This window comes from Xanthomonas sp. 60, from assembly GCF_011761925.1.
On sequence record NZ_JAASQW010000002.1, the window covers coordinates 598,542 to 612,641 of the forward strand.

Sequence of the window (14,100 nt, forward strand, 5' to 3'; positions counted from 1 at the left end):
CGCCGGTTCCGGCACAGCAGGGCGCGATGGCTTGCGGCACAATTCGGGGTCTGTCTTTTCCGTGAGCCCACCCGATGATCCAGCACGATCCCGGCGTCCTGTACGCCGACCACTTGGCCGTACTCACACAGCGTGCCGAAACAGCGCTGGCACGCGGCGGCTTCGAGCATCTGGTGGTGCCCAGCGGCACCCTGCATTACCACGTGTTCGACGACCGCGATTATCCGTACGCGGTCAACCCGCAGTTCAAGGCGTGGCTGCCCCTGACCCGCGTGCCCAACAGCTGGCTGGTGTTCACGCCGGGCAAGCGCGTGCAGGTGATCTTCCACCAGCCCTTCGATTACTGGCACGTGGTGCCGGATGCGCCCTCGGGCTGGTGGGTGGACCACGTGGACATCCACATCATCCGCACCCCGGAAGAAGCACTGGCGCTGCTGCCCAAGGACCGCGCGCGCTGCGCGGTACTGGGCGAGGCACAGAGCACCCTCGGCGACTGGGCACCAAACAACCCGGCGGCGGTGGTGAACTACCTCGAGTACCACCGCGCCTTCAAGACGCCCTACGAGATCGCGCTGATGCGCCAGGCGCAGGTCTCGGCCGTGCGTGGCCACCGTGCCGCGGAGGCGGCCTTCCGCAACGGCGCCGATGAGTTCTCCATCCACATGGCGTACTGCGCGGCGGTCGGACAGGACGCCAACGAGCTGCCCTACGGCAACATCGTGGCGCTGAACGAACATGCCGCCGTGCTGCATTACACCGAGCTGGGCCGGCAGGCGCCGCAGCCGCTGCGCAGCTTCCTGATCGATGCCGGCGCCAGCGCGCACGGCTACGCCAGTGACATCACGCGTACCTACGCAGCCGATGGCCACGACGAGTTCGCCGCGATGGTGCAGGCCGTGGACGCGGCCCAGCAGCGCATGTGCGCGGCGGTTCGTCCGGGGTTCGATTACCGCCAGCTGCATATCGACGCGCACCTGTCATTGATGACCGTGCTGAAGGACTTCGGCGTACTGCGCGTGTCGCCGCAGACGGCGCTGGAGACGGGCGTCAGCGCAGCGTTCTTCCCCCATGGCATCGGCCATTCGATCGGACTGCAGGTGCACGACGTGGCCGGTTTCGCCGCCGACGACGCCGGTACACGCATCGAGCGTCCGCAGGGCCACCCCTACCTGCGCCTGACCCGCGTGCTGCAGCCGCGCATGGTGGTGACCATCGAGCCCGGCGTGTACTTCATCGACATGCTGCTGGATGAGGTGAAGCGGGCCGGCCACGCCGAGAGCATCGACTGGAACCGTGTGGACGTCTTCCGTCCCTACGGCGGTATCCGCATCGAGGACGAGGTGGTGTGCACAGACGGTGAACCGGACAACCTGACCCGCCCGGTGTTCGCTGCGGCATGACGACGGCGCCGGGGGATGCCCGGCGCCTTTTCCGTTGACGTCCGGGCCGGGCAGCGCCCGGCGCTAGGCGCCGCGCATGAACGCCTCGATTTCATCCGCGCTGCGTGGCAAGGCGTCGGTCAGTACCTGATGCCCGTCTTCGGTGATCAGGACATCGTCCTCGGTACGGATGCCGATCCCGCGCCAGCGCGGCGCCACCCGGGTGTCGTCTGCCCCGATGTACAGACCCGGTTCGATCGTGAACACCATGCCCGGCTCCAGCAGGCGCGACTCCCCGGCCACCCGGTAGTCGCCGACATCATGCACGTCCAGCCCCAGCCAATGCCCGGTCTTGTGCCGGTAGAAGCGCTGGTACTCGCCCCGGGCGATGTTGTCGTCCACCGTGCCCTGCAGCAGGCCCAGCCGCACCAGCCCTTCGGTCAGCACCCGCACGGCCGCCAGGTGGCCGGCCTCGTAGGGCACGCCCGGCCGCGCCTGCGCCAACGCCGCGGCCTGCGCGGCGCCGACCAGATCGTGCAGGATCCGCTGCTCGGGACTGAACCGGCCGCTGGCCGGGAAGGTCCGGGTGATGTCGCTCGCATAGCCGCGGTACTCGGCCCCGGCGTCGACAAGGACCAGGTCGCCCTCGCCCACCACCGCGTTGTTGTCGCGGTAGTGCAGGATGCAGCCGTTGCGCCCCGCCCCCACGATGCTCGCGTAGGCCGGACAGGCATCGCTGGCCCGGAACACCCGCTCGATCTCGGCCTGCAACGCATACTCGTGCAGCCCTGCGCGCACCGCCCGCATGCCGGCTTCGTGGGCCCGCACGCTGATGTCCGCCGCCTGCTGCATCAGCGCGATTTCCGCCGGTGATTTGAACAACCGCTGCTCGTGCAGCAGGTGCCCCAGCTCAAGGAACTCGTGCGGTGGCTGCGCGCCGTGGCGGACCTGCGAACGCACGCGGTTCACCCATCCGATCAGCTTCAGATCGAACTCGGCATCGCGGCCGAAGTGGTAGTACACCCGCGAACGTCCTTCCAGCAGCCCGGGCAGGATGTCGTCCAGGTCATCGATCGGATAGGCGTCATCGGCACCGAAATCCCGGACCGCGCCCTCCTGCCCGGCGCGCGCACCATCCCAGGCTTCACGCTCGGGGTCGCGCTCGCGGCAGAACAGGATCACCTCGCCGTGGCGACGCCCGGGGATCAGCACCAGCACCGCCTCGGGCTCGGCAAAGCCGGTCAGGTACCAAAAATCGGAATCCTGCCGGTACGGATAGTGCGTATCCAGGCTGCGTACTTTCTCCGAGGCGGCAGGCAGCACCAGGATCGCATCGTCGCCGACCATCTCCATCAGCTGACGGCGGCGGTCGCTGTATTCGGCGGCGCTGATGCCGGTGCGCTGGCCGATGTCCATCAGTTCAGTTTCTGGCGATGGCGCGCGGCCATCACGCAGTCGCCATGCAGCAGCAGCACCGCCACGCGGATGAACTCCTCGATCTCGGCCAGCGCTTCATCATCGCCTTCGCCATCGCTGTCGAAGTCGTCACTGGAAGCACTGGCCAGGCTGGCCAGGTCGCGCAGGGCCTCATCGCCTTCTTCGGACAGCGCCGGGCGGCGCGCACCCGAGCCCAGGCCGAAGCCGCCGAGGAACGCGCGCGCCCAGGTGAACAGGGCATCGGCGCGCTGCTCGACCTGATCGCTGTCGGAGAGCAGCAGTTCGAAGCCGAAATCACGGTCTTCCAGCTGGGTCACCGTGGCTTCCACCAGCTGCGCCAGAGCGCTGCCCTGGGCTACCGGCGCCAGCGCGTCGTCGGCCAGCACGCGCGCCGGCCAGTCGTTGCCTGGGGCGCCGCCCGCCGCCAGCCAGCCACACAGGCCGCCATGCAGTTCAGCGGCGCTGGCGCCCAGGCCGAGGGCCTGGCTGGCACGGTTCACGTCGTCAACGGAAGGAAGTTCGGTCATCATGCGGCTCGTCTGGGACTCGTCAGGAAACAAGGTAGGCGCCGCCCGTACGGTGACGCCGATGGACTAGTTTAGAACGCCGTGCGCTCCTCGGCAGCCGCCGCGTGGCGCTTGACCGTCACCATCACCCCTGAGACTCTTGCCGCCATGGATCCCGCCAGCCCTTTCGACCAGTTGCAGGCCTTTGCCGCCCGGGTGGACGCGCTGCTTGAGCGCAACCAGCGGCTGGCCGAGGAAAACCGCAGTCTGCGCCAGGCGCAGGACCAGCTGGTGACCGAACGTTCGATGCTGCTGTCCAAGAACGAACAGGCACGCTCGCGGGTGGAAGCGATGATCACCCGCCTCAAATCGCTGGAGCAGCACACATGAGTGGCGCCGAACCGGTCAACGTCAAGATCCTCGATCGCGATTACACCGTCGGCGTGGGGTCTGAGGAACGCGAAAGCCTCATGGCCGCCGCACGGCTGCTGGATGCGAAGATGCGCGAGATCCGCGGCAGCAACCGCATGGCGGCCGTTGACCGCGTGGCCGTGCTCGCGGCCTTGAACCTGGCGCATGAACTGCAGCAGCTGCGCGATGAGAATGCACGCCAGGCCGTGGCCCTGCAGCAGACGTTGGCCGATCTCAATCGCCGCCTGGATCGCGCCATCGACGCCTGATGGACGGAAGGCGGGCGTGCATCTCACGCGCTGCTGATGCGGTGTTCATGGCCGCTTCCATGAATGGCCGCGCATGCTGAATTTCCCTGCAATGCAGCCGACGGACGGACTATCGCGCGGCGTGTGCACCGCTATACTGTCCCTGCGTTCTCTGCGGTACACGACGGCATGTGCAAACATTCGCCTTGTCCCTTAAGAACGACACCGGGAGCGCGACGGCGCCGGGAGTGCAGGTCCGCCTTGCAGCGGGAAGCCCGATGGTTCCCCAGCGTTCCCACTTGAGCCCCTGGGTTCAAGGTCGTTTCGCATGCATCGTCATTGCGGAGAATGCAGTTCGTACAAAGGCGGCGTCTTCGGATGCCGCCTTTGTCTTTTCCGCGGCAGGTCGCGGCACAATGGCAACCCCGCTGCCTGTCGAGCCCGAACCGCCGATGACCGATCCCAGCCGCGCCGCCCGGGGTGACCTGCGCGCCACCCTGCGCCAGGCCCGTCGCGCACTTCCGGCCGCTGCCCGCATCGATGCCGCCGATCGCCTTGCCCACAACCTGCTGTCGCTGCCCTTCGCGCCGGCACGCGGCCATGTGGCCGGCTACTGGGCCATGGATGGCGAGATCGCCCTGCACCGCTGGCAGCTCACCCTGCCCGAGGCCGTTACTTACTGCCTTCCGGTGCTGCAGGGGGACGTCCTGCGCTTCGCGCCGTGGCGCCCGGGGCAGCCGCTGCGGCAGAACCGTTTCGGCATTCCGGAGCCGGACCTGGACCCGGACGCGATGCTGCCCGCCCACGCCATGGACCTGGTGGTGACACCACTGGTCGGCTTCGACGCGCGCTGCGCGCGGCTCGGCATGGGAGGCGGCTGGTATGATCGCAGCTTCGCTTTCCGGCAGGATCGCCCCGCCCCGCCCTGGCTGGTCGGCGCCGCGTTCGCCGTGCAGCAGGTCGAGGCAGTGCCGCTGGCGTCCTGGGACGTGGGGGTCGACGCGATCTGCACCGAAGCGAGCACCTTCCTTCCCACCTCCGTGACCGCATGACCGCCCGCAAGCGCTACTGGCTGATGAAGTCCGAACCGGACGCGTTCTCCATCGATGATCTCGAACGGGTCGGCACCGAGCCCTGGAACGGCGTCCGCAACTACCAGGCGCGCAACTTCATGCGCGATGGCATGCAGGTCGGCGACGGCATCCTGTTCTATCACTCCAACACCAAGGTCCCCGGCATCGTCGGCCTCGCCACGGTGGCCAGCAGCGCCTACCCCGACGACACCCAGTTCGATCCGGAGTCCGATTACTACGACCCGAAAAGCACGCGCGAGCAACCGCGCTGGATGCTGGTGGACGTGGCCTTCGAGCGCAGGCTGCCGCACGTGATCCCTCTGGAAGCGATCAAGCAGCATGCCGAGGCGCTTGGCGAAGGATTCCCGCTGGTGGCCAAGGGCAACCGGCTCTCGGTGTTTCCGGTGACCGCCGCGCAGTGGAAGCTGCTGCTCGCGCTGGAACGGACGTCCTCCAAGTAACCCAACCCCGCGAGACCCCCATGTCCGAAGCCAAGCGCCTGGCCGCCGAAAAAGCCATCGAATACGTCGAAGACGGCATGATCGTCGGAGTCGGCACCGGTTCCACCGTCGCCTACTTCATCGATGCCCTTGCCCGCATCCAGCACCGCATCAAGGGCACGGTCTCCAGTTCCGAGCAGAGCACCGCCCAGCTGCGCGGTCATGGCATCGAGGTCATGGAACTCAACCATACCGGCGCGCTGTCGCTGTACGTGGACGGCGCCGACGAATGCGATCCGGGCAAGTGCCTGATCAAGGGCGGTGGCGCGGCGCTGACCCGCGAGAAGATCATCGCCGAGGCCAGCGAGCGCTTCATCTGCATCGTTGATCCGAGCAAGCAGGTGCCGGTGCTGGGCCGCTTCCCGCTGCCGGTGGAAGTGATCCCGATGGCCCGCAGCCTGGTCGCGCGCCGCATCCGTGACATGACCGGCGGCCAGCCGGCGTGGCGCGAGGGCGTGGTGACCGACAACGGCAACCAGATCCTCGACATCCACAACCTGCAGATCACCGACCCGGCTGCGCTGGAGCGCGAGCTCAACCAGCTGCCCGGCGTGGTGTGCGTGGGCCTGTTCGCACGCCGTCGCGCCGACGTGGTGATCGTCGGCGGGCAACCCCCGATCGTCCTCTGACCCCTGCCCGCCAAGGAAACGACCATGCGCCTGCGCGCCCTGATCCTGCTGCCCCTGCTCCTTCTCGCCGGCTGTGCCACCGGTGCCGCCAATCACTGGGTGGAACTCCAGGGAACGCGTTACAAGGTGGAACTGGCGCTCGACTTCGATGCACGCGAGCGCGGACTGATGTTCCGCGACAGCCTGCCCGAAGACCACGGCATGCTCTTCATCCATGACGAGGAGGCGATGCAGGCGTACTGGATGAGGAACACCCGGATCGGGCTGGACATCCTGTATTTCGACAACGCCCGCCGGCTGGTGAGCCAGCAGCGCGATGTTCCGCCGTGCTCGGCCGGTTACCGGTGCCCGCCCTACCCGAGCACCGGCCCGGCGCGCTACGTGCTCGAACTCAATGCGGGCCAGGCCGAGAAGCTGGACCTGAAGGACGGCGCGGAATTGACGTTCGGCCCGGGCATTCCCACGCCCTGATCCCCCTGCGCAGGCGCCGGGTGTCGTCGCGCAGCGGTACCCGCCCGGCTGTGCGCACGCCGCCGTCGTCACACCACGTCGCTTGAAACCCCGCAGGTTTGTCGCCAGTCTGTGGTCATGCAAGCGCGCATGACATTGCCGGACTGGGACACGCTCGCCGACACCGATGACGAGGCGCTGCCGCTGCTGGCCACCGCGCTGCTGATCGCGCGCGATGAATACCCCGGACTGGATCCGGCACGCTGCGACGACACCGTGCAGACCCACGTCGAGCACCTGCGCACCGAGATCGCGACCCTGCCCGGTGACGCGCAGAAAATGGCGGCCATCAACCGTCACCTGTTCGACGAAATCGGCTACAGCGGCGACCACGACGCGTATTACGACCCCCGCAACAGTTACCTCAACGACGTGCTGGAGCGCCGCCGCGGCAACCCGGTCTCGCTCGCGCTGGTACAGATGGAGGTCGCCCGGCGGCTGGGCGTTGCGCTGGATGGCGTGTCTTTCCCCGGCCACTTCCTGGTACGCCTGCCCCTCGACGATGGCCTGCTGGTGATGGACCCGTTCAACGGTGGACGGCCCCTGGGCGTGGACGAACTGCGCGAGCGGGCACGCGCGCACCTCGGTGGCCAGGCCCCGGATGACAGCGTGCTGGCGCAGATCCTGGACCCCGCCCCGGCCCGCGCCATCCTGATGCGCGTGCTGCGCAACCTGCACGGGGTGTACGCCGAAGCCGAACAGTGGGATCGTGCCGCACGCAGTGCCGACCGCGTGCTCAAGCTCGCACCGGACGACCAGGATGCTCTGCGCGACCGCGGCCTGGCGTATCTGCGGCTGGACCACCTGCGCGGTGCCCGCGAGGATCTGGCGCGCTATGTACAACGCCATCCTGCTGCGCCCGACGCGCAGTGGGTACGCGAACAACTGGTGGACATCGGCGCGCCGCCCGCCCGGCTGCACTGAACGGCCGCTGCGACCGAGGTGGTCGCCAATGCGCCGGGCGTTGGATAATGAGGCCTCCGCGCGTCCCGAGGGCCGCGCTGCACCGCCTCCTCCGCCTCCGGTAGCCCGCCATGCGTCCTGTTGCTCCAGAATCGGTGGCCTGCCCACCGGCACGTCCGCGCGGCGTGTACCTCATCACCCCGGACGAGCCCGACACGGCCCGCCTGCTGCGCCAGACGGCGCCCCTGCTGGCTGGCGGGGTGCAGTGGCTGCAGTACCGCAACAAGGCCGCCACGCCCGCGCTCCGGCGGCAGCAGGCCGATGCCCTGCGCAGCCTCTGCGCCAGCGCGGGCGTGGCCTTGATCATCAACGATGATGTCGAGCTGGCCGATGCACTCGGCGCGGCCGGCGTGCACCTCGGCGAGGACGACGGCGGGATCGCGGCGGCACGCGCGCGGCTGGGGCCTGACGCCCTCATCGGTGCCTCCTGCTACGACGAGCTCGCCCGGGCCGAACGTGCGGTCGCTGCGGGCGCCAGCTACGTGGCCTTCGGCGCCTTCTTCGCCAGCCGCTCCAAGCACACCACGCGCCGCGCGCACCCGGACCTGCTCCGGCACAGCGCGGCGCTGGGTGTGCCGCGGGTGGCCATCGGTGGCCTCACGCCGGACAACGCCCGCCCGCTGGTTGAAGCGGGCGCCGATCTCATCGCAGTGATCAGTGGCATCTACCAGGCCACTGATCCCCAGGCGGCACTGCGCGCCTATCTTGCCTGTTTCAAGGACCTTGCCGAATGAACCACGATACCTCCCACGCCCTGTTCGCCCGCGCCCAGCGCCTGCTGCCCGGTGGCGTCAATTCCCCCGTGCGCGCGTTCCGCTCGGTGGGCGGCGAGCCGTTCTTCGTCGAGCGCGCCGACGGCGCCTACCTGTACGACGTGGACGGCAACCGCTACATCGACTACGTCGGCTCCTGGGGTCCGATGATCGTCGGCCACAACCATCCGGCCGTGCGCCAGGCGGTCAAGCACGCCGCCGACAGTGGCCTGTCCTTCGGCGCACCGTGCGCGGCCGAGGTCACCATGGCCGAAACACTGACCCGCCTGGTGCCTTCGTGCGAGATGGTGCGCATGGTGAACTCCGGTACCGAGGCCACGCTGTCGGCGATCCGCCTGGCGCGTGGCGCGACCGGACGCAGCTGCATCGTGAAGTTCGAGGGCTGCTACCACGGCCACGGCGACTCGTTCCTGGTGAAGGCCGGCAGTGGCATGTTGACGCTGGGCGTGCCGACCTCGCCGGGCGTGCCGGCCGGTCTGAGCGAGCTGACCCTGACCCTGCCCTACAACGACTTCGACGCGGCCACGGCGCTGTTCGAAACGCAGGGGGAACACATCGCCGGGCTGATCATCGAGCCGGTGGTGGGCAACGCCAACTGCATCCCGCCACGGGAGGGCTACCTGCAGCACCTGCGCGAGCTGTGCACGCGCTTTGGCACCGTGCTGATCTTCGATGAAGTGATGACCGGTTTCCGCGTGGCCCTCGGCGGTGCGCAGGCCCACTACGGCATCACCCCGGACCTGACCACCTTCGGCAAGATCATCGGCGGCGGCATGCCGGTGGGCGCCTACGGCGGCCGTCGCGATCTCATGGAGCAGATCTCGCCGTCCGGGCCGATCTACCAGGCCGGCACGCTGAGCGGCAATCCGGTGGCGATGGCGGCCGGGCTGGCCATGCTGGAACTGGTGCAGGCACCGGGCTTCCACGCCGAGCTGTCCGCCCGCGCCGCGCGCCTGTGCAGGGGGCTGGAAGAAGCCGCCGCCGAGGCGGGGGTGAGCGTCACCACCACCCAGGTCGGTGCCATGTTCGGCCTGTTCTTCACCGACCAGAAGGTGGAGACCTACGCACAGGCGATCGCCTGTGACATCCCCGCGTTCAACCGCTTCTTCCACGCCATGCTCGAGCAGGGCGTGTTCCTGGCACCGTCCGCCTATGAAGCCGGTTTCCTCTCCAGTGCCCACGATGATGCCGTGATCGAGGCCACGCTCGCCGCCGCCCGCATCGCCTTCAGGGCCTGACGATGAGCTTGCCCTTCATCATGGCGAAGTGGCCGGGGAACGAGCAGAAGAAGGTGTAGTCGCCGCCCTTCTGCAGGCCCTGGGTGGAGAAACGGACGCGGGTGGTTTCCCCACCACCGATGACCTTCGTGTGTGCCAGCACGCGGGGGTCGTTCCTGGGCAGGTAACTGTCGGCCAGCGTGCCGCGCATGCCGGCCATGGCCACGGGCTGGTAGTCGGCCGTCTTCGTCAGCACCCAGTTGTGCCCCATCGCCGTGGCGGCCAGCCGGCCGGTATGGCGCAGGGTCAGGTCAACCTGCGTGCAGTCAGCCGCAACCAGGATTTCCTTGCTGGAGAAAGTCATCTGATCGGTGCTGTCGATGCTGACCGCACATACCCTGGCCATCGCCGGGGATGCCAGCAGCAGCGCCGCCACACCCGCGAATCCTGCCCATTTCCTGCGCATTGCGTGCTCCACCACGAGTTGATTCCCTATTGTAGGCAACGCGACGTGGTGGACCCTGCGACGCGCTGTCGCACGCCGATGGTCAGCGCCCTGTCACCTGCGGCATGCTGCGTGGATGAGTCCGATGATCGAGCTGCTGTTGCTGGATGTGGATGGCGTGCTGCTGGAGTACCAGCGTGCCGTGCGCCTGCGATACCTGGCTGACGCCCTGCGGCGTCCCGTCGCACAGATCGAACAGGCCTTGTCCGGGACCGGCCTGGACCGCGCCTACGCCAGCGGGGCGATCGACACGGCGGGCTATCTGCATGCGCTGTCTTGCCAGCTGCAGGTGACCGTGGACGAGGCCACCTGGGTGGAGGCACGCGTGGCTGCCTCAGGCCCGCGGCCCGCGGTGATCCAGCGCCTGCTGGAGCTGCCCACCGCGCTGCGCATCGCCGTGCTCACCAACAACGGCCCGCTGATGGCGGCGGTGATCATGCGGCAACTGCCGGCGTTGGCACCGCGGCTGCGCGGCAATCTGCTGTGCAGTGGCAGCCTGGGCGCGCGCAAACCGGACCCGGCGGTGTTCACCCGGGCGCTGCAGCGGCTGCACGCCACCGCCCAGCGCACGCTGTTCGTCGATGATCTGTTCGTCAACGTGCGCGGCGCGCGCCAGGCGGGCCTGCATGCCGACACCGTGCACGACGCGCGCAGCCTGGGCCGCGTGCTGCGGCGTTACCTGCCCGGCTGAACGACCGTGCAGGCACGCGTTGCCAGTGCCCGCTCAGCGCGTGGCGATGTAGGCGGCGACCGCCGCGTGCAGGCGCTTGAGGCCTTCGGCGACTTCTTCATCGGTGATGTTCAGCGCCGGCACGAAGCGCAGCACGTCAGGCCCTGCCTGCAGGGTCAGCAGGCCCTGCGCGGCGGCATGGTCCAGCAGCGCCCCGGCCTGACCGGCGTGCTCAGGAGTGAGCACCGCACCGAGCATCAGGCCACGCCCGCGCACCTGGCTGAACACGTTGAAGGCCGCGTTGATGCGCGCGAAGCCCTCGCGCAGCGCATGCGACTGGCGGCTGACATTGCGCGCGATGCCGTCCGAGGACAGCTTGCGCAGCGCCACGCGCGCCACCGCCGCAGCCAGCGGATTGCCGCCGAACGTGGAGCCGTGGGCGCCGAACTGCATGGCCTGGGCGACCTTCGGGCCGGCCAGCATCGCCCCGATCGGGAAACCGCCGCCGAGTGCTTTGGCCAAGGTCACGATGTCCGGCACCACGCTGTCCTGCCAATGCGCGAACAGGGTGCCGGTGCGGCCCATGCCGACCTGGATCTCGTCCAGTACCAGCAGCGCGTCGTGCTGGTCGCACAGCGCGCGCACGTGCTGCAGGAAACCGGGGTTGGCCGGCATGACGCCACCCTCGCCCTGCACCGGCTCGAGCATCACCGCAGCAACGTCACCGGCGGCCATCGCGGTTTCCAGCTGCACCGCGTCGTTGAAATCCACGTAGCGGAAACCGCCCGGCAGGGGCTCATAGCCTTCCTGGTACTTCGGCTGCGCGGTGGCCGTCACCGTGGCCAGCGTGCGCCCATGGAAGCTGCCGCGGAAGGTCACGATCACGCGCTTGTCCGGCGCACGGCCCTGGCCGGCGGCCCACTTGCGCACCAGCTTGATCGCCACTTCATTGGCTTCGGCGCCCGAGTTGCACAGGAACACGCGCTCGGCGAAGCGGCTGGCGGTCACCAGCTCCTCGGCCAGACGCAGCGGCGGCTCGCTGTAGAACACGTTGCTGGTGTGCCAGAGCCGGCCGGCCTGGTCGACCAGCGCAGCCACCAGGTCCGGATCGTTGTGGCCCAGGCCGCACACCGCGATGCCTGCGGCCAGGTCAATGAATTCACGACCCTGGGTGTCCCACACGCGGGCCCCCTGGCCGCGCTCCAGCACGACCTGGCGCGGCTTGTACACCGGCAGGTAATAGTTGGAGAGCGAAATCAGCGGATCGGTAGCGGCGGTCATGGCAGGGGCGGGTCGTCGGGACGGGCGTCGGGAGTCGCCATTCTCGCCCCCTGCTGCCTGCGGCACAATGCGCACCATGCGCGTCCTCACCACCCCCCAGCTCAATCCCGCCACCGAAACCGGATGGCGCCGTCGTTGGTTCGACATCATCTACCGGCACGACACGGGGCCGTCGCGGAACTTCGACCTGCTGCTGGTGGTGGCGATCCTCGCCAGCGTGGCCGTGGTGATGCTGGACAGTGTCCAGCACCTGCATGCGCGGTGGGCGCACGTGCTGTATCCAGTGGAGTGGCTGTTCACCGTGGTGTTCACGCTGGAATACGTGATGCGCCTGGTGGTAGTGCGGCGCCCGCTGCGCTATGCGGTGAGCGTCTGGGGCATCATCGACCTGCTGTCCATCCTGCCGGCCTACCTCTCGCTGTTCATCCCCGGCGCGCAGAGCCTGCTGGTGGTGCGCGCCCTGCGCATCCTGCGGGTGTTCCGCATCCTCAAGCTCACCCGCTACGTGGAAGAGAGCGGCGTGCTGATGACCGCGCTGTGGCGCAGCCGCCGCAAGATCCTGCTGTTCCTGTTCACCGTCATCACCATCACCATCATCGCCGGTGCGCTGATGTACCTGGTGGAAGGACCGAACCACGGCTTCACCAGCATTCCCAGCGCGATGTACTGGGCGGTGGTGACGATGGCCACCGTCGGCTTCGGCGACATCGTGCCGCAGACCGCTGCCGGCCGCCTGGTCACCTCGGTGCTGATCCTGATCGGCTACAGCATCATCGCCGTGCCCACCGGTGTGTACTCGGCCGAACTGGCCAGCACGCTGCGCCAGACCGAGGCCGCCCAGCGCGATGGGCGTGGCTGCCCGCGCTGCGGCCTGGAAGGCCACGAGACCGACGCCCGGTACTGCCGGCAGTGCGGTGAACTGATGCCGACGCCCTTCAGCTGCTGAGCGGCGACGGCGGTCCGTGGAGGACCGCCGTGCCGCCCGCCGCGATGGACGTCAGCGCGTCATGCGGTTGCTCATGTCGACCAGGTCGTTGTACTTGTCCAGCAGCGCCGGACGCGTCCCGGAGGGCGCCATGCCACCGCCCTCGAGCAGGATCTGGTCACTGCGGCTGAGCGGTGCGTTGGCCTGCACGCGTTCGATCCGTCGACCGGCTTCGCGCGCCAGTCCATCCGCCGAGCGCTGCATGTGCCCCCACATCGCATCGCCATCGCCCGCCTTGGCCTTCTGCGCCTCTTCCAGCACCGCCTGGAAACGGGCCAGGCGTTCGCGCGCCACCGCCAGGTCCGGCGCATCGTGGTTCAGTGCGCTGACCAGGTCCTTGCCGTCGCCCAGGATGCGCAGGTGGAAATACGCCGCGCTGCGGCCTTCGTCCTTTTCGATCTCCGCCAGCTGCGCGGCGCGGCGCTGCTCCTCGTTCTTTTCCAGCGCCACGTCCATCGCTTCGCTGGCCTGGAAGAATTCGGCATAGGCGGACATCAGCGGCGCATGGCGCTGTTTCATGCCTTCGCCGCCATCGCGCCGGTAATCCTCGCGGTCGTAATAGCGCGCCGCATCCTCGATCCGCTCGTACAGCGCCTTGAACCGGGCCTGATAAGCGCGCGCGGCAGGATCGATCGCGGCGTTGACCGGCGTCTGTGCCAGCGCAGCGGTCATCGGCTCACCGCAGGCTTCCACGCGGTGCGACAGCACCGTGCCGGGGCCGCGCACGGTGGTTTCCTTGCCGGTGGGGCCGGCTTCCGGATCCCTGATCCAGGAAACGTACTGCTGGAAGCTCTCCTGCACCGGCTGTTCCACGCCGTTGAAGCAGGCGATGTAGGCGTTGATCTTGTCCGCGCCCTCCACCGCCAGGGCGCTGCCCCCATCGCGCTGGCAGCCGGACAGCGTGACAAGCAGGCCAAGGGCCGCCACCAGGGGCGCCCGGCGGAGACGGAAATCGCGGCGTAGGGACATGGCCCACTTCCTTGTTGAAAACGTTTACGGGCGCGCACCATACC

The 14,100-nt window shown here is 68.5% G+C and carries 17 protein-coding genes and 1 other RNA gene; 13 read left to right on the forward strand and 5 right to left on the reverse strand.

Translation table 11 applies throughout. The annotated features are described in order from the left end of the window. Nucleotides 1–74: 74 nt before the first annotated feature. Nucleotides 75–1,400 (forward strand): Xaa-Pro dipeptidase, encoded by a 1,326-nt coding sequence (pepQ, locus tag FHY09_RS06570; RefSeq protein WP_166925354.1) that lies wholly within the window; start codon nucleotides 75–77, stop codon nucleotides 1,398–1,400. Nucleotides 1,401–1,463: 63 nt separating this feature from the next. Here pepQ and FHY09_RS06575 read toward each other — a convergent pair whose 3' ends face one another. Both FHY09_RS06575 and FHY09_RS06580 read right to left on the reverse strand, forming a co-directional pair. Further along, nucleotides 1,464–2,789, reverse strand: a complete 1,326-nt coding sequence (locus FHY09_RS06575) for an aminopeptidase P N-terminal domain-containing protein (RefSeq protein ID WP_456362725.1) — start codon at nucleotides 2,787–2,789, stop codon at nucleotides 1,464–1,466. 5 nt (nucleotides 2,790–2,794) lie between these two features. After that, a complete protein-coding gene (locus tag FHY09_RS06580) occupies nucleotides 2,795–3,343 on the reverse strand; it encodes a UPF0149 family protein (RefSeq protein WP_166925358.1) in 549 nt (182 codons plus the stop codon). Nucleotides 3,344–3,490: 147 nt separating this feature from the next. Between FHY09_RS06580 and FHY09_RS06585 the strand changes: the two genes are divergently transcribed. The 10 genes from FHY09_RS06585 to hemL all read left to right on the forward strand — a co-directional run bounded on the left by FHY09_RS06585 (nucleotide 3,491) and on the right by hemL (nucleotide 9,667). Continuing rightward, nucleotides 3,491–3,712, forward strand: a complete 222-nt coding sequence (locus tag FHY09_RS06585; protein ID WP_166925360.1) for a TIGR02449 family protein — start codon at nucleotides 3,491–3,493, stop codon at nucleotides 3,710–3,712. Then, nucleotides 3,709–4,002, forward strand: a complete 294-nt coding sequence (locus FHY09_RS06590; protein WP_166925362.1) for a cell division protein ZapA — start codon at nucleotides 3,709–3,711, stop codon at nucleotides 4,000–4,002. Before FHY09_RS06585 ends, FHY09_RS06590 begins: the two co-directional genes overlap by 4 nt. A 145-nt stretch (nucleotides 4,003–4,147) precedes the next feature. After that, nucleotides 4,148–4,333: non-coding RNA, 6S RNA (gene ssrS, locus FHY09_RS06595), on the forward strand. Nucleotides 4,334–4,433: 100 nt separating this feature from the next. Then, a complete protein-coding gene (locus FHY09_RS06600) occupies nucleotides 4,434–5,033 on the forward strand; it encodes a 5-formyltetrahydrofolate cyclo-ligase (protein ID WP_166925543.1) in 600 nt (199 codons plus the stop codon). Then, the gene (locus FHY09_RS06605) at nucleotides 5,030–5,515 is read left to right on the forward strand and encodes an EVE domain-containing protein (protein WP_166925364.1); all 486 of its coding nucleotides are present in this window, start codon (nucleotides 5,030–5,032) and stop codon (nucleotides 5,513–5,515) included. Before FHY09_RS06600 ends, FHY09_RS06605 begins: the two co-directional genes overlap by 4 nt. Before the next feature lie 20 nt (nucleotides 5,516–5,535). After that, complete coding sequence (gene rpiA, locus FHY09_RS06610) at nucleotides 5,536–6,183, forward strand: ribose-5-phosphate isomerase RpiA (protein WP_166925366.1); 648 nt, start codon at nucleotides 5,536–5,538, stop codon at nucleotides 6,181–6,183. Nucleotides 6,184–6,207: 24 nt separating this feature from the next. Beyond that, the gene (locus FHY09_RS06615) at nucleotides 6,208–6,654 is read left to right on the forward strand and encodes a DUF192 domain-containing protein (RefSeq protein WP_166925368.1); all 447 of its coding nucleotides are present in this window, start codon (nucleotides 6,208–6,210) and stop codon (nucleotides 6,652–6,654) included. Nucleotides 6,655–6,771: 117 nt separating this feature from the next. Next, nucleotides 6,772–7,617 carry a SirB1 family protein gene (locus FHY09_RS06620; RefSeq protein ID WP_166925370.1) on the forward strand — a complete coding sequence of 282 codons (846 nt, stop codon included), beginning with the start codon at nucleotides 6,772–6,774 and terminating at the stop codon, nucleotides 7,615–7,617. 110 nt (nucleotides 7,618–7,727) lie between these two features. Continuing rightward, nucleotides 7,728–8,390, forward strand: coding sequence for a thiamine phosphate synthase (thiE, locus tag FHY09_RS06625; protein WP_208407581.1), 663 nt, complete (start codon nucleotides 7,728–7,730; stop codon nucleotides 8,388–8,390). After that, entirely contained in the window at nucleotides 8,387–9,667 is a 1,281-nt protein-coding gene (gene hemL, locus FHY09_RS06630; RefSeq protein ID WP_166925373.1) for a glutamate-1-semialdehyde 2,1-aminomutase, read from the forward strand. The genes thiE and hemL overlap by 4 nt, the downstream gene beginning before the upstream one ends. Here hemL and azu read toward each other — a convergent pair. Next, nucleotides 9,657–10,112, reverse strand: coding sequence for an azurin (azu, locus tag FHY09_RS06635; protein WP_166925375.1), 456 nt, complete (start codon nucleotides 10,110–10,112; stop codon nucleotides 9,657–9,659). The genes hemL and azu overlap by 11 nt on opposite strands. 115 nt (nucleotides 10,113–10,227) lie before the next feature. On the opposite strand from azu, the gene FHY09_RS06640 reads away from it, so the two are divergent. Next, a complete protein-coding gene (locus tag FHY09_RS06640) occupies nucleotides 10,228–10,842 on the forward strand; it encodes an HAD-IA family hydrolase (protein WP_166925377.1) in 615 nt (204 codons plus the stop codon). Nucleotides 10,843–10,875: 33 nt separating this feature from the next. On the opposite strand, the gene FHY09_RS06645 is transcribed toward FHY09_RS06640, so the two are convergent. After that, nucleotides 10,876–12,102: an acetylornithine transaminase gene (locus FHY09_RS06645; RefSeq protein WP_166925379.1), complete on the reverse strand. Its 1,227-nt coding sequence runs from the start codon at nucleotides 12,100–12,102 to the stop codon at nucleotides 10,876–10,878. A 76-nt stretch (nucleotides 12,103–12,178) separates the two neighbouring features. Here FHY09_RS06645 and FHY09_RS06650 point away from each other — a divergent pair, with 76 nt between their 5' ends. Continuing rightward, nucleotides 12,179–13,048 carry an ion transporter gene (locus FHY09_RS06650; protein ID WP_166925381.1) on the forward strand — a complete coding sequence of 290 codons (870 nt, stop codon included), beginning with the start codon at nucleotides 12,179–12,181 and terminating at the stop codon, nucleotides 13,046–13,048. A 51-nt stretch (nucleotides 13,049–13,099) separates the two neighbouring features. On the opposite strand, the gene FHY09_RS06655 is transcribed toward FHY09_RS06650, so the two are convergent. Then, nucleotides 13,100–14,056, reverse strand: a complete 957-nt coding sequence (locus FHY09_RS06655) for a YiiG family protein (protein ID WP_166925383.1) — start codon at nucleotides 14,054–14,056, stop codon at nucleotides 13,100–13,102. Nucleotides 14,057–14,100 lie beyond the last annotated feature (44 nt).